The 15,156-nt window shown below is 58.6% G+C and carries 15 protein-coding genes; 3 read left to right on the forward strand and 12 right to left on the reverse strand.

What is annotated here, in order from left to right; genetic code table 11:
- Window positions 1–98 precede the first annotated feature (98 nt).
- The 8 genes from leuD to RSQ48_RS00790 form a co-directional block, all read right to left on the reverse strand.
- Window positions 99–743, reverse strand: a complete 645-nt coding sequence (gene leuD, locus RSQ48_RS00755) for a 3-isopropylmalate dehydratase small subunit (RefSeq protein WP_003800516.1) — start codon at window positions 741–743, stop codon at window positions 99–101.
- Window positions 740–2,152, reverse strand: coding sequence for a 3-isopropylmalate dehydratase large subunit (gene leuC / locus RSQ48_RS00760; protein WP_415302046.1), 1,413 nt, complete (start codon window positions 2,150–2,152; stop codon window positions 740–742). Before leuC ends, leuD begins: the two co-directional genes overlap by 4 nt.
- Window positions 2,149–3,054 carry a hydroxymethylglutaryl-CoA lyase gene (locus tag RSQ48_RS00765; RefSeq protein WP_131071155.1) on the reverse strand — a complete coding sequence of 302 codons (906 nt, stop codon included), beginning with the start codon at window positions 3,052–3,054 and terminating at the stop codon, window positions 2,149–2,151. Before RSQ48_RS00765 ends, leuC begins: the two co-directional genes overlap by 4 nt.
- The gene (locus RSQ48_RS00770) at window positions 3,051–4,262 is read right to left on the reverse strand and encodes a CaiB/BaiF CoA transferase family protein (protein ID WP_131071156.1); all 1,212 of its coding nucleotides are present in this window, start codon (window positions 4,260–4,262) and stop codon (window positions 3,051–3,053) included. Before RSQ48_RS00770 ends, RSQ48_RS00765 begins: the two co-directional genes overlap by 4 nt.
- 127 nt (window positions 4,263–4,389) lie before the next feature.
- Entirely contained in the window at window positions 4,390–5,688 is a 1,299-nt protein-coding gene (locus RSQ48_RS00775) for a TRAP transporter large permease (RefSeq protein ID WP_131071157.1), read from the reverse strand.
- Between the two features lies 1 nt (window position 5,689).
- Window positions 5,690–6,208 (reverse strand): TRAP transporter small permease, encoded by a 519-nt coding sequence (locus RSQ48_RS00780; protein WP_003804964.1) that lies wholly within the window; start codon window positions 6,206–6,208, stop codon window positions 5,690–5,692.
- Window positions 6,209–6,266: 58 nt separating this feature from the next.
- Complete coding sequence (locus RSQ48_RS00785; protein ID WP_003804963.1) at window positions 6,267–7,268, reverse strand: TRAP transporter substrate-binding protein; 1,002 nt, start codon at window positions 7,266–7,268, stop codon at window positions 6,267–6,269.
- Window positions 7,269–7,302: 34 nt separating this feature from the next.
- A complete protein-coding gene (locus tag RSQ48_RS00790; RefSeq protein ID WP_003804962.1) occupies window positions 7,303–7,923 on the reverse strand; it encodes an isochorismatase family protein in 621 nt (206 codons plus the stop codon).
- A gap of 173 nt (window positions 7,924–8,096) precedes the next feature.
- Between RSQ48_RS00790 and RSQ48_RS00795 the strand changes: the two genes are divergently transcribed.
- From RSQ48_RS00795 to bfr, 3 genes are all read left to right on the forward strand, one after another.
- Window positions 8,097–8,981 carry a LysR family transcriptional regulator gene (locus RSQ48_RS00795; protein WP_003804961.1) on the forward strand — a complete coding sequence of 295 codons (885 nt, stop codon included), beginning with the start codon at window positions 8,097–8,099 and terminating at the stop codon, window positions 8,979–8,981.
- 133 nt (window positions 8,982–9,114) lie between these two features.
- Entirely contained in the window at window positions 9,115–9,384 is a 270-nt protein-coding gene (locus RSQ48_RS00800; protein ID WP_039944052.1) for a (2Fe-2S)-binding protein, read from the forward strand.
- A 269-nt stretch (window positions 9,385–9,653) separates the two neighbouring features.
- Window positions 9,654–10,133, forward strand: coding sequence for a bacterioferritin (bfr, locus tag RSQ48_RS00805; protein ID WP_003804958.1), 480 nt, complete (start codon window positions 9,654–9,656; stop codon window positions 10,131–10,133).
- A 150-nt stretch (window positions 10,134–10,283) separates the two neighbouring features.
- Here bfr and RSQ48_RS00810 read toward each other — a convergent pair whose 3' ends face one another.
- The 4 genes from RSQ48_RS00810 to RSQ48_RS00825 all read right to left on the reverse strand — a co-directional run bounded on the left by RSQ48_RS00810 (window position 10,284) and on the right by RSQ48_RS00825 (window position 14,880).
- Entirely contained in the window at window positions 10,284–10,907 is a 624-nt protein-coding gene (locus RSQ48_RS00810) for a hypothetical protein (RefSeq protein WP_003804955.1), read from the reverse strand.
- Window positions 10,908–11,017: 110 nt separating this feature from the next.
- Window positions 11,018–12,631 (reverse strand): peptide chain release factor 3, encoded by a 1,614-nt coding sequence (locus RSQ48_RS00815; protein WP_003804953.1) that lies wholly within the window; start codon window positions 12,629–12,631, stop codon window positions 11,018–11,020.
- A gap of 97 nt (window positions 12,632–12,728) precedes the next feature.
- The gene (locus RSQ48_RS00820) at window positions 12,729–13,352 is read right to left on the reverse strand and encodes a LysE family transporter (RefSeq protein WP_059318376.1); all 624 of its coding nucleotides are present in this window, start codon (window positions 13,350–13,352) and stop codon (window positions 12,729–12,731) included.
- A gap of 64 nt (window positions 13,353–13,416) precedes the next feature.
- Complete coding sequence (locus tag RSQ48_RS00825; RefSeq protein WP_003804950.1) at window positions 13,417–14,880, reverse strand: DEAD/DEAH box helicase; 1,464 nt, start codon at window positions 14,878–14,880, stop codon at window positions 13,417–13,419.
- Window positions 14,881–15,156: the final 276 nt, after the last annotated feature.

Here is a 15,156-nt window from a genome sequence, read left to right on the forward strand (position 1 = left end):
CGAGGGCCGCGTATCTGCCTTCGTGGGGCGATTGCGGTGACGATCCGGCGCTGACACGTGCTGGGCTGCCTCCTGCCAGACGCATGCCGGGGCGTTTCCTAGCTGAACAGCCAGGGCTCCTGCCGTTTGCGCTTTTCCTCGTAGGCCTGGATCATTGCCTGCTTTTGCTCGGTGATGCTGATGTCATCCAGGGCCAGTAGCAGACGGCGTCGGCGTTCGGGCTCCACGTGGAAAAGGATGGGTGGTTGGGGGCCGCTCAGCGTGCAAGCCTGTAGATCCACTGTCCATTCATCCCAGGGATGACGGGCGACGGTGGCAAACAGGGCGTCTACCTGAGCGGTACTGAGCGTTATGGGTAATAAGCCATTTTTAAAGCAGTTATTGCGGAAAATGTCGGCAAAAGAAGGCGCAATCAGTACGACAATGCCCAAATCCTTCAGCGCCCATACCGCGTGCTCGCGGCTGGAGCCGCAGCCAAAGTTCTCCCGTGTCAGCAAAATACGCGCTCCTTGCGCACTGGGCTGATTCAGGCAAAAACGGCTGTTCGGCTCGCGTTCGGCCCGTGGTTTGCCCGGATAGCCGATGTCAGCGTATCGCCAGTTGTCAAAGGCATAAGGGCCAAAGCCGGTGCGTGACAACGAGGTCATATATTGCTTGGGCAAAATGGCATCGGTATCCACATTGGCGCGGTCCAGTGCAATCAGGCGCGAGCGTACGGACGTAAATGCGGTGTTGAGGCTCATGGGGTCTCCCAATGTCGGATATCAACCAGGTGGCCCGCAATTGCGGCTGCGGCGGCCATGGCCGGACTCATCAGGTGGGTGCGCCCCAAGGCGCCCTGCCGCCCTTCGAAATTGCGGTTGGAGGTGGAGGCGCAGCGCTCGCCCGGCTTTAAGCGATCCTCGTTCATGCCCAGGCACATGGAGCAGCCTGGCTCGCGCCATTCAAAACCGGCTTGCATGAAAATCTGGTCCAAGCCCTCTTGCTCGGCCTGACGACGCACCAGACCCGAGCCGGGGACCACCAAGGCTTGCAGCACGGTGCTGGCCACGCGCTTGCCCTTGACCATGGCGGCCGCACTGCGCAGATCCTCAATGCGCGCATTGGTACAGGAACCAATAAACACCCGGTCTATGGCGATACCCGCCAGCGGCTGGCCGGCCTGCAAAGCCATATAGTTCAATGCGCGTTGCGCATCAGCTTGTTTGCCCGTGGCGGCGGTCAAGGGGTCAGGCACACGCTGGTCGATGGCCAACGCCATATCGGGGGAGGTTCCCCACGTAACAGTGGGGGCGACCTGCGTGGCGTCGATCTGCAAGTGCTGATCGTATTGGCAGCCCTCATCGCTGACCAATGTGCGCCAGTACGATTCCGCCTTGTTCCAGGCTTCGTCTTTCGGTGCCAAGGGACGACCGCGCACATAGTCCAGAGTCTTGTCGTCCACAGCGACCAGGCCAATACGGGCACCCGCTTCGATCGCCATATTGCACAAGGTCATGCGCCCTTCCATCGACAAGGCGCGGATGGCAGGGCCGGTAAATTCAATGGCACAGTCCCGCCCGCCATCCGCGCCCAGGCGGGCAATGATGTGCAGGATCAGATCCTTGGCGGTGCTGGTGGCTGGCAGTTCGCCTTGCACATCTACTTGCAGGCTGCGCATGCGTTTTGCGGCCAGACATTGCGTGGCCAGAACATGCTCCACCTCGGAAGTGCCAATGCCAAAGGCCAAGGCCGCAAATGCGCCATGCGTGCTGGTATGGGAATCGCCGGCCACGATGCTGGAACCGGGCAAGCTCATGCCCTGTTCGGGTCCGATCACGTGGATGATGCCTTGGCGCTCGTCATCCAGCCCGAAGTAGCGCAGCCCAAACTCCCGGCTGTTGATCTCCATCTGGTCAATTTGCGCCTGGGCCAGGGGGTCTGCCAGACGCTGATTGCGGCGACGAGTGGGCACGTTGTGGTCGACCGTGCTCAGTGCGGTTTCCGGGCGACGCACGTGACGCCCGGCCAGACGCAAACTCTCGAAGGCTTGCGGACTGGTGACTTCGTACAACAACTGGCGGTCTATGTAGATCAGATTATGCTCATCGTCTAACGCTGCCACGCGATGTGTATCCCAGAGCTTTTGAAACAGGGTGCGGGCGGGGTTCATGACGGGGACACCTTCAAGGCATAAGCCGGGCCGGCTTTGTGCAGACGACTCTGAATCGGCTCGTGGGTCAGGGCGGCGATTTCTTCAGCCATTGCTTGCAGCTTTTCCAGATTCAAACCGGTTTCCACGCCGCTGATCTGGAACATATGCGCCAGATCTTCCAGGCTGGCATTGCCGCTGGCACCCGGAGCATAAGGGCAGCCGCCCAAACCGGCCAGTGCTGCATCGAAACGACGCCCTCCTTCGCGGTACGCCGCCCAGGCATTGGCCAGCGCCAGACCGCGGGTGTCATGAAAATGGCCGGTGACGCCCTGCTCGCCATACAGGCTCAAAGCGGCTTGGGTCAGGCGCTCTACATCCACGGGCGAACCCATGCCGGTGGTATCGCACAGGCTGACGGAGCTGGCTCCCATACGCTGTACTTCTTGCATCAAGGCAATCACGTGTGCGGAGGCGACGGAGCCGCTAAAGGGGCAGCCAAAAGCGGTGGACAGGGACACGTTGACGGGCGTGTTGCCCGCTGCTTCCAGGACCTGCTCCAACTGGGCCAGTGATTGCGCAATCGTCATGCGCAGATTGGCCTGGTTATGCGCTTCAGAGGCCGAAAATACAAAGTTCAGCTCATCCATACTGGCCGCTAAAGCCCGTTGCGCACCGCGCAGATTGGGAACCAGGGCGGTGTAACAGACGTGAGGGTCGCGTGCGGTCAGGCTGGCCAGCTCGTCGGCATCCGCCAGGGAGGGAATGGCTTTGGGCGAGGTAAAGGATGTCAGCTCGATCTTGCGCACGCCGCATTCAGGCAGGGCGTGCGCGATACGCAGCTTGTCCGGGGTAGGCACCCAGCGCGGCACGATTTGCAGGCCGTCACGCAAGGTGACGTCGCTGATCAATACGGTACTCATTCCACGATTCCTTGTTCACGCAGTGTTCGGCAGCGCTCCGGGCTCATGCCCAGTTCTTGCAGGATGCTGTCCGTGTGTTCGCCCAACTCCGGCCCCAACCACTGGGTGGCGCCGGGGCTGCGGCTGAGCTTGGGCACGATGCCGGGTATGGTCAGTTCCTGGCCGTCCTCCAATGTGTGTTTTTCCAGCATGCCGCGGGCCTGGTAGTGTGGGTCATTCAGAATGTCGGCAGCAGTGTAGATGCTGCCGCTGGGAACTTCGGCCTGCTCCAATGCCGTCAGCACGTCGGTCAGGCTGCGAGCGCCGGTCCAGTCGCCGATGGTCTGGTCCAGCATGGCGCTGTGTTCCACGCGTCCGGCGTTGTCCGACAGGCGTGAGTCGCTGGCCAGATCGGGGCGGCCCATGGCCTGCATCAGGCGAATGAAGATGGCATCGCTATTGGCCGCAATCACCACCCACTTGCCGTCACCGGTAGGATAGGTGTTGGAGGGGGCAATGCCGGGCAGGCTCGCTCCGGTGCGTTCGCGTTGATGACCGTTCAGTTGATAGTCCGGAATCAGGCTTTCCATGATGGCAAAGACCGATTCGTACAAGGCCACATCAATCATTTGGCCCTGCCCGCCTGACTGATGCAGATGGTGCATGGCCAGCAGCGCCCCAATGGTGCCGTACAGCGAAGCCAGCGTATCGCCCAGGCTGACACCGGCCCGTACGGGAGGACGATCCGGGTAGCCGGTGCCATAACGCAGGCCGCCCATACATTCTGCGATGGCTGCAAAGCCGGGGCGTCGGTGATAGGGACCGTCCTGCCCGTAGCCGGAGACGCGCACCATGATCAGGCGCGGGTTCAGTGCATGCAGTGTTTCCCAGCCCAGACCCCAGCGTTCCAGCACGCCGGGGCGAAAATTCTCAATAACGATATCGCTTTGCAGGGCCAGTTCACGGGCAATGTCCTGGCCTTCGGGCTGGCGCAGGTCCAGTGCAATGGAACGCTTGTTGCGGCTTTGCACGCGCCACCACAGGGAGGTGTCCTTGTGCAGTTGCCGCCAGCGGCGTAGCGGGTCGCCCTTGCCGGGCGGTTCAATCTTGATGACATCGGCCCCGAATTGGGCCAGCAGGCTACCGGCATAGGGGCCGGCAATCAGTGAGCCCAGCTCCAGGACTTTGATGCCTTTGAGCGGGGGGGCGGTAAAGCTGTTTTTATCCATTTCTGTTTCCTCCAATGATTGATTCTGGAATAGAAAAAGAAAGTGGAAAAGCAATGAAATATTATGCTGCCATCGTAAAAAACGTGGATGGAAGATAAATAAAAACCCGCATGAAGCGGGTCTTTTTTTAAAGTGTTCTGGGAAGCCAAAGAATAATATCGGGAAAGATGGTCAGAATAATAATGGCCAGAATTTCCAATGCTACAAAAGGCAAGGCTCCTCGTGTAATTTGCTGTAGCGAGATCTGTGGTGCAATGCCCTTGATGACATACAAATTCAATCCGACAGGAGGGGTAATGACCGCCATTTCGCAGGCGATAATCATGACAATCCCAAACCACAAAGGGTCATAACCCAGAGCCACAATAACCGGCAATAAAACAGGCGTGGCAATCAGAATCAGGGAGACAATATCCAGGAACATGCCGACCGCAATTAAGAACAGCAGCACGAACAGCAAAATAAGCCAGGCCGGCTGAGACGAAGCCGTAATTAAGGACACCAGCTTTTGCGGAATCATCAGGCGCGTCATGATATAGCCAAATAGCAGCGCCGCAGCCAGAATGAGCAGGATCATGCCACTGGTCACCGCAGTGGAGCGCAGAATTTGCAAGGCGACGCGCCAGTTCATTTCCTTGTAGGCGATGGCGATGATAAAGGCGCCCGCAGCACCAATGCCTGCTGCTTCTGTTGGCGTGGCAATACCCATGTAAATCGTGCCCAGCACCAGCAGGATCAGCAGCGCGGCGGCCCAGATGTCTTTCAGGGCAGTCAGCTTCTGAGTCCAGGTGACGACTTCGGCATTGCGGGGAGCTGCTTCGGGTTTGAACACCGCAACCAGCGCTACATAGATCACCATCATGATGGTTACCATCAATGCAGGCAGCAAGGCGCCAATGAATAGTTTGCCGATGGACTGGTCCGCCATTTCGCCATAGAGCACAAAACCGATGCTGGGTGGAATCAGCAGGGCCAAGGCACCAGCGGCGGCAATTGTTCCGCCCGACAGGCTAGGCGAGTAACCGCGCTTGAGCATTTCAGGAATGGCAAAGCGACCAATCGTGGCGGCCCCCGCTACGCTGACGCCGCTCATGGCACCGAAAACGGCCGAGCTGCCCACACTGGCTACAGCCAAACCACCAGGTAAACGGTTCAGCCACAGGTAAAACAGTTGATAGAGCTTGCCGCCAATGCTGGTGCGCGCGATGACCTCGCCCATCAAAATGAACAGCGGGATGGCGATCAGGGAATAGCTGGCCATGCCGCGGTGCAAGGTGGCAGGAATCACATCCAGGCCGGCTAGACCGGACTTCATCAGAATGCCGGAAATGCTGGCCACACCCAGTGCGGCAAAAATGGGGGTACCGATAACCATCAGGATGGTAAAGCAGGCCATCATCAGGCTGAAAATGAGCATGGAATCCATGTCAGAACTCCTTGATGCTGTCGTTGGATTCCACACTGTCCGGGATGAACAGTCGGCGCAGGGTTGCCAGACCCAGCAAGGTGCCACCTAGCGGGATCATGCCGTACGCGATCCACAGTGGGAAACGCAGCATGGAGGCCGAGCGATAGTTGCGGGCAAGGGCGGTTTCTACCACCGACATCCCGGCCCACAAGAGCACCAGGCAGAAAAACAGAATGCACAGTTGCGAGATGCAGGTCGCCAGACGCTGGCCGCGCGGTGAAAAGCGCATGTGGAAGGCCTCGACACTGACGTGGCGGTTCTCCAGATGGACCCAACCTACGGATAACCAGGAGCAGACCAGTAGCAGGTACACGCACACTTCGGTGATGTAGATGCTGGGACTGTTAAAGACATAGCGAGCTATCACGCCGTAGGTGCAGGCAAGCATCAGGGCGGCGAGGGCCACTTCGGCAAGCAGAATGGCAAGCCGATTACTGCCGCGCGCAAAGGCGCCCAGAAAATGAATAAGTGGATTCATGGTGTCTCCCCACGCGCAAAGCGCGCCGGTGCTGGGCACGGCGCGCCGTCACGTGTGATCAGGGCTGGCGGGTTTTTTCGATCAGTTCCAGATAGGCTGGGCCGTTCTCAACCTGCTTGCTCCATTCTTCAATGGCGGGGCGGGTCTGTTCACGCATCTGGGCCAGTTGGGCCGGCTCGACACGATTGATAGTCACCCCGGCTTGTTCGTAGCGTTGCAGAGCCTGGTCTACAAAGGCATTGACGCGCTCAAACTGCTCCTGGTCTCGCTGCTGGGCAGCCTTGATGAGGATCTCCTGCAGATCAGCGGGCAAGGACTCCCATTTCTTGCGATTGATGGCGAGCACCGAAACGTCGATGCCAAAGTTGGCGATGGACAGGTGCTTGGCCACTTCGTACAGATTGCGTCCAATGCCCGTCAGCAAGGGGCGCGGGGTGGCGTCGATCACGCCACGGTCAAAAGCCAGATAGAGTTCAGACGAGGGCATGCCGGTGGGCGAGCCCCCCAGCAATTGCAGTGCGCGAGCGTCCATGGAGCTGGTCGAGGCCCATACTTTGCCTTTGACGTCGGCAGCCGAATTGATCGGTGCCTTGCGGCTGTAAAACTCGTACGGGTCCCAGGGCGCCAGGCCCAGCACCACGGCATCATGTGTGTCGCGCAGCTCCTGCTCGGCACCCAGCTTGAACAGGCCCTGGTCCAGAGCCCGCTTGAGGTGGGCGGTGCTGTCAAAGAGGAACGGCAGGGTAAAAATGTTGAGCGCGGGCACCGTGCCGCTGGGGTAGGTGCTGGTCATGTTGACCATGTCCACGTCGCCGCGGGACAAAGCGGGCAGTTCCTCGTAACCGTCAAACAGCTGGCCGGAATGGAACACATTGATCTTGATTCGGCCCTGGCTTTCTTTCTCGACGGTCTGGACGAAATTCTCGATGGGTTTCCAGGCGTACTCGTAGGCCGGCGGCAAATAGGTTGAAAAGGTCAGTTCCACTTCCTGGGCGTGGGCTGGCGAACTACCCAGCGCCAGGGTGCAGGCGGCCAGAGCCGCTGTCAGGGCTTTTTTCATGCATGTCTCCTGTGGTTTCTTTTTTGTTTCGTGTTTAAAGCGTGTGCAGATGAGCGATCAAGCCTGCAGAGGGCAGCACTTCGGCGTATTTGCTGGCCATGTCGATCAGATTGCTGCGGTGTTGGGCTGCCGAGCGGTCCGCTACCGCATCTTCAGCCACGAACGGGGCAAATCCTGACTGCAGGCTGTCCACCACACTGGCGCGCACGCAACCGCTGGTCGTCGCACCTGCCACTATCAGCATGTCGCAGCCTTGATGGGCCAGCAGGGCGGACAACGGCGTGCCGTAAAAGGCGGAGGCCTGTGTTTTGTGCAGGATGATGTCTTGCTGGGGGTCGTAGTCCAGTCGGGGGTCCAGCTCACAGGCTGGCGAATCACGCAGCAGGCAGCGCAAGGACGAGGCCTTGCTGAGCCACAGATTGGCGTCGGCCAGGTGGGTTTCATAGCCGATGATGGTGAATATCACGCGGCCTTTGCCGCGCATGGCGCCAATCAAGCGGTTGGTCTGTTCGATCTGGCTGTCACAGTCCGAGGCCAGCGGCGTCAAGCCGGGCTCGGTAAAGCCACGTTGAAAATCGATAACGAGCAAAACCGGCTGGTGCCCCATGGGCAGGGTGCCATCAAAGCCCCCTTTCAGATTGTCGCTGTCGCGCATCGTGTCTGTCCCCTCACTTTATTTCTCTGACTTGGATAATCAGATTCCGTATTATTGACCTAGTCTGTCATCGCTATTGGTGTGAGTACAGCGTCAAATTGCGATGGTGCTATCGCGATTGATGATGGTAGAGCGCTTGTCGGCCTGCCTCTCCTAGGATGGAATACTGGCTTATGAACATTGATCCCAAATCTTTGCGGCTGTTTTTACTGGTGCTCGAACGGGGCACCATTTCGGGGGCTGCCGAGCAGTCTCACATTGCCCCTGCTGCCGTCAGCAAACGTCTGAGCGATCTGGAACAGCAGTTGGGCGCCGCCCTGATCGAGCGCAGCAACAAGGGTGTCTATCCCACCGCGGCGGGTAAATCGCTGGCCGCCATGTCCCAGCGGTTGCTGGACGATATGGACGCCATGGGCGCGTTAATGCGAGATTTTGCCGGGGGGGCGACCGGGCATGTGCGGATTGCAGCGAATCTGTCGTCGATTACGCAGTTCTTGCCGCAAGCCCTGAGCTCTTTCATGGCACGCCATCCCAAAGTGCGGGTATCCCTGGAGGAGCGGATCAGTGCCGGGGTGGCGCAGGCGGTGGCGGACAATAACGCCGATCTGGGGGTTTTGATTCGAGGCGTGGGCAGCGCCGAGGTGGAGTATTACGATTATCGGCAGGATGAGCTGGTTCTGCTGGTGCCTGCCCGCCATCCCTTGGCCGACCGGCCCGAGCTGGCCTTTGCCGACACACTGGATTTTGACTATGTCGGCATGCACACCGGTAGTCATCCCAATCTTTTGCTCTTGCGCGCGGCCAGCGAGCTGGAACGTACCTGGCGTTGCCGCGTCCAGGTCACCAGTTATGACGCTCAGTGCCGCATGATTGAGGCCGGCCTGGGCATTGGCGTACTGCCTCGTTCCGTGGCCGAATCCTACGTACAGAGTCTGGGTCTGGCCATGTGCGTCATTCGGGAGCCGTGGACGCGCCGCCGGGTCGCCTTGTGCGTACGCAGCCGCTATAGCCTGTCCCCTGCTGCCCGCCTGCTGATGGACCACCTGTTGCAAAATTGATGCGTTTTTTCCCGCCTTGAGTCCGGTGGGCACTGCCCGGTAGCAGGCCGTTCCCAGGAGGCACAGAACGTTCAGGTGTTCTTAATGAGAATGACTCTTGATCTTTTTGCGGTTCTTGATAATAATGGTTCTCATGTTTATCTGCATATGTAACGCAATCACCGAGCGTCAAGTACAAGAAGCAGTACGAGGCGGCGCTTCCAGTCTGGCAGACCTTCAAGGTCAGCTGGGCGTGGCGTCGTGCTGTGGCTGCTGCGCGGAGACGGCTCAGGACTATTTACCGGGTGGGCGCTATGCCAATCAAGCCATGATTGCCAGCCTCGAAACCGCCCGGGTGGATTCGGCTGCCAACGACAGCCTGATCCCTGTTCCCGAGTTCGGCCGCCTTGTCTGTCGCGCTTAAGCGCGTGATTTCAATCAGGATTGTCGCTTCCCGCTCTTCGTAGTGGGAATGATTGTTGTTAGTCCTGTTACTAACCCAAAAGTGCAACGCTTTCTGGGTGCCTGACCCTTTTTTAAGCCGTTGCCCTCGAGTGCATGGTAGCCTGTCACCTTCATCCCCCACCCCGATTTTGACTACGTCGCACCTGCTTGTGATAGCGGCAGTGAGGTCTTGTGTGGGGGCTCGGCGCGTCCTTGGGGGGAGCGCCGTCAGATTTACAGGAGAACAGCATGTTTGGCGATAAAGTGGTAATTCAGCATTTGAACAAGCAGTTAAAGAACGAGCTGACAGCGATTAATCAATACTTCTTGCACGCTCGCATGTTGAACCATTGGGGCTTTAACAAGCTGGGCAAACACGAGTATGACGAATCCATCGGCGAGATGAAACATGCCGATATGCTGATCGAACGTATCTTTATGCTCGATGGCCTGCCTAACCTGCAGGATATGCACAAGATCATGATCGGCGAGAACGTGCCTGAAGTGCTTGGCTGTGACTTGAAGCTGGAACAGACAGCGCGTCAGACGGTGGTAGAAGCCATTGAGTACTGTGAGTCCGCGCGTGACTATGTCTCTCGTGATCTATTTTTGAAGATTCTGGACGACACCGAGGAACACATTGACTGGCTGGGCACGCAGTTGGAACTGATCGAGAAAGTGGGTCTGCAAAACTACCTGCAATCGCAGATGGGCGATCACGACGAGTAAGTCTGTGCTGAACGCGCAGGCCACAAAAAAAGCACCCGTTTTGACGGGTGCTTTTTTATTGCCGTTTCAGGAGCCGGAGTCGGTCTTGAACCTGGAGCGTCGGGGCGCGCTGGTCGTAATAGCCAGCAGCCGTCAGCGATCAGCGTGTCCTTAAAAGGACTTGCTCGGACAGCCGGGCACCTTGCCCCAGGCATTGTTGGGACCACAGTACTTGTTCCGGGCTTCCCAGGAGCAGCTGGGGCGATCGAAAAAGCCTTTTTTGCTACAGGCATTCAACTCTTGCTGCAATTGTGCCTGCCAGGCCCCGCCGTTATTGCTGGCAATCTGAATATCTTGTGGTGGGGGTGGCGGGGGGGTGCCAACCTCCACCGGCTGAATCGCCTCGGCATCACCCAGGTTCACCCGGGCGATTCCCTGCAGCTCCCGATTCTGCTCGGACATGGCAATCTGAATGGCCTGCTCCAGGGAAATGGATGTGGTCGCCAGCGCAATGGGCGGTTTTTCTTCGGTAAGCGTCGAGGTATCGATTTCCCAGGCAATAGGCGTGGGCTCCTCGGGTACCCCTAAGCGGCCATTGACCAAAGGTTGTGGCGGCTGGGCGGTAAAGGGCTTTCCATCGGCATCAAGCGTAGGCAGATCGGATGGATCAGGTGCACTGACGACCATGGATTTTTCAGGGCCGTGCGCGATGAGCCAGTTCCCCAGTTCCAGGCCGCCCCACACTGAAGCACCTGCGGCCAGCAGCAAGACAGCAATGATAAAACGCCAGGGCATAAGCGATGTCTCGGTTTTGAATCAGGGGCGATCCGGTCAGCCGGATGCGCGTTATTAAAAGAATAGAGCCGTCATTGTAGCGAACTGTCGGCTCTGCTCTTGTGACAGAATTAGACGGCATCCCCGAAAACGTGTCCACCATGTTCACGTAATGCGTGGAATTCAATGCCTGGATTGAGCTCCTGCGCCACACGCAATTGCGCTGGCGAGCTTGCTAAAAAGGCAGTGGCCTCGACCACGTCATAGGCAATATTGCCAGCGTTAGTCTCGATGAACTTCTTCATGTCTTTAGGGTCTTTGGCCGTGACCCAGCGAGCCATGTTGAAGCGGCTGGACGACAGGCGGGCTTCCACGCCATATTCTGTTTTCAGACGATGGGCCACCACTTCAAACTGCAATTGGCCCACGGCGCCCAAGAGCATCATGCCGCCTGCCATATGGGGGCGAAACACTTGAATGGCGCCTTCTTCGCCCAGCTGGGTCAAGCCGGTACGCAATTGTTTGGTGCGTAAAGGATCTTTGACCTCAATGGATTGAAAGAGTTCAGGGGCAAAGAACGGCAGGCCGGTAAACTGCAGATTTTCGCCTTCGGTCAGCACGTCGCCCAGTTGCAGAATGCCGTGGTTGGGCACACCGATGATGTCGCCTGCAAACGCATCGTCCAATAGCTCGCGACGCTGGGACAGAAAGGACACCACGTTATTGGGGCGAATCTCTTTGCCGGTACGTGATACTTTCAGTTTCATGCCACGCTTGAAATGCCCGGAGCTGACACGAACAAAGGCGACGCGGTCGCGGTGAGCGGGGTCCATATTGGCTTGCACCTTGAAGACCACACCACTGAATTTGGGCTCGTCGGGCTGCACTTCGCGTTGCAGGGCGGCGCGTGGGCCCGGCGCAGGAGCCAGATCCACCAGCGCGTCCAATACTTCTTGCACGCCAAAGTTGTTGATGGCCGAACCAAAGAATACCGGGGTTTGCTTGCCTGCCAGGAACAAGTCCAGGTTGAACTCGGGCGCTGCTGCATTCAGCAGTTCGATCTCTTCCTGCGCTTTTTCAAATGGCTCGCCAAAGCGCTCGGCAATCACGGGGTTGTCCAGGCCAGGGATGATCTCATCCTCGCCATGACGCTCCTGACCGGGCTTGAACACACGCATATGGTTGGCGCGCAGATTGAACACGCCGCCAAAGCGACGCGCCATCCCGATCGGCCAGGAAAACGGCACCACTTCCATACCCAGGTGCGATTCAATTTCCGACAGGACATCCAGTGGCTCTTGAACTTCGCGGTCCAGCTTGTTCACAAAGGTGATGATGGGCGTATTGCGGGCCCGGCACACTTGCAAGAGGCGAATGGTTTGCGGTTCCACACCGTTGGCGGCGTCAATGACCATCAAGGCAGCGTCCACGGCGGTCAGCACCCGGTAGGTGTCCTCGGAGAAGTCCTGGTGACCGGGGGTGTCCAGCAAGTTGATGACGCAGTCGCGGTATTCCATCTGCATGACCGAGGAGGCCACCGAGATACCCCGTTGCTTTTCAATTTCCATCCAGTCCGAGGAAGCGTGGCGGCTGGCTTTACGAGCCTTGACGCTACCGGCAATCTGAATCGCGCCCGCGAACAGCAGCAGTTTTTCAGTCAGTGTGGTCTTACCCGCGTCAGGGTGAGAAATAATGGCAAAAGTGCGGCGTTTCTTGACTTCAGAGCGTATGTCACCGGACGACATTGAAAATCCTTGTGGCAGCGCCAGTCTGGCGCGTGGAAAACAGTGAGCGAATTATCCGTAAAGCAGGGCCTGGGGGCAAGCGCAGGCGCGCACGAGGCTAACGTGACACGCTGGCCAATACCGTTCCTGCCAGAATAAATAGCGAACCGAACACGCGGTTCAACAGCCGGACGTGGCTGGCCTGACGAAGCACATGCAACATGCGTGCCGCCAAGGAGGTGTAGCAACCCATGGCCACCAGATCCGTAAAGCACAGGGTCAGGGCAATGAGCAGGTATTGCAATGGCATCGGCCGATTCACGTCCAGAAACTGGGGCATGATGGCCAGCAGAAATACCAGACCCTTGGGGTTGGTGATGTTGATCAGACAACCCCGAAGCAGCAAATCGCGGATGCGAAAGTCGCTGGGCGCCTGACCGGTGACTTGTACCGGCATGGCGTCGGTGCGCAGTTGCTTCCAGCCCAGATAAATCAGGTAGGCTGCGCCCAGCCACTTGAGCGTGGTGAACGCCAGTTCCGAGCGCGCCAGAACTTGTCCCAATCCCAGGCTGATGATGAACACCTGAATCATGATGCCGATATTCAGGCCGATCGCCATCCAGTAGCCACGCTTGAAGCCGTATTTCAGGCCGGATGACATGGAGGAGATCGCACCTGGGCCAGGTGAAAACGAAATGACCCAGGAAGCCGCGAAAAAGGCGAGCCAGGTGCTCAGTGCCATGATGTGCTCGGTTCAAAGGCGGGCACTGCGCCCGCCTTTGGCAGGCACAGTCCCTTGGCGGAGTTTAGGCTTTGGCTTGTGCGGCGCTGCGGTTGCTGCGGTTGGGACCGCGGCTGTCCTGACGGCCACCAGGGCGACCCTGACCGGCACGGGCCGCACCACCACCGGCTGCACCGGGGGCGGCGCTGCGACGTGGGCGGTTGTCGTTGCCAGGACGACGCGGACGGCTTTCACCATTGCCGCCGCGGCCTTCAGCGGAGCGGGCTTGGCCAGCACCGTTGGGACGACGGGCAGCAGGAGCACGAGCGCCAGGAGCGCTGTTGAAGCGACGCTCTGCGTACGTGTCTTCCTTGGCTTCTTCGGCCAGAGCAGCGCGCGAAGGAGGCGTCCAGCCTTCCACCACGATGCGGTCGATCGGATTGCGGGTCATGCGCTCGATCTGCTTGAGCAGGCGCATTTCGCTGCGATCCACCAAGGACAAGGCCACGCCTTCGCTGCCGGCACGGCCCGTACGGCCAATACGGTGAACGTAATCTTCCGGCACGTTGGGCAACTCGAAGTTGACCACGTAAGGCAGTTGGTCAATGTCCAGACCACGCGCGGCAATGTCAGTGGCAACCAGCACCACGACCTTGCCATTTTTGAAACCGGCCAGAGCACGGGTACGAGCCGCCTGGCTCTTGTTACCGTGCAGGGCTTCGGCGGCCATGCCGTCTTTCGACAGTTTTTCAGCCAGACGGTTAGCGCCGTGCTTGGTGCGGCAGAACACCAGAACCTGATTCCAGCTGCTTTCGCGGATGATGTGGCTGAGCAGATCGCGCTTGTGCGCCTGTTCCGCCAGAATCACTTGCTGGGTAATCAGTTCGTTGGTGGTGTTGCGGGCAGCAACGGCCACTTCGTCAGGGTTGTTGAGCGAACCGCGGGCCAGTTCGCGGATTTCGTCCGAGAAGGTGGCCGAAAACAGCAGGGTCTGGCGCTCTACCGGCATCAGGCTGATGATCTTGCGGATATCGCGGATAAAGCCCATGTCCAGCATGCGGTCGGCTTCGTCCAGCACCAGGATTTCCACGCCGGTCAGATCGACCGTGCGCTGACGCACGTGGTCCAGCAAACGGCCAGGGGTGGCCACCAGAATGTCCAGCGGTTTGCGCAGGGCATGGAACTGGGGGTTGATGTTCACGCCACCAAACATGACCATCGAGCGCAGACGGGTGTGCTGGCTGTACAGACGGACCGATTCCTCGACCTGGGCGGCCAGTTCACGGGTTGGGGCAAGAATCAGCGCGCGTGGGCGGCCGGGCTTGCGGTTTTGCTGAGGGTTGTTCAGCAGGCGGTGCAGGATAGGCAGGGTAAAGCCGGCCGTTTTGCCAGTACCGGTTTGCGCAGCGGCTAGCAAGTCGCCCCCTTCAATGACCTTGGGGATGGCCTGGGCCTGAATAGGAGTGGGGTGGGTATAGCCTGCGTCAGTTACAGCACGCAACAGAGGTTCTGCCAGCCCAAGGGCGGCAAAAGTGATTTGAGAGTCCAAGAATTTTCCAGTGACTAGCCCAAAAGCCCTCTTCGGGGCCCTACCAATCCAGGCTAAGGTATTTTGTTTATGGCGACAATGCCACGGCAGGGGCAAGAACGCCGCCTGCTGCAAGAGGCGCAGTGATTGGTGCGCTGCGCAATCTGACATTATAGCGTGAAATCAGTAAAAATCCTCATTGACCATCTTGTATCATTTTGCGCGGTCGCGTTAAAACAACCTGTTTCAAGGCTAAAAGGTCAGCGTGGCGGGCACGGCGGATTTGACAGAAATTGT

Origin of the sequence: Alcaligenes sp. SJTW-7 (assembly GCF_047716895.1) — a bacterium.
Classification (GTDB): domain Bacteria; phylum Pseudomonadota; class Gammaproteobacteria; order Burkholderiales; family Burkholderiaceae_B; genus Alcaligenes; species Alcaligenes ammonioxydans.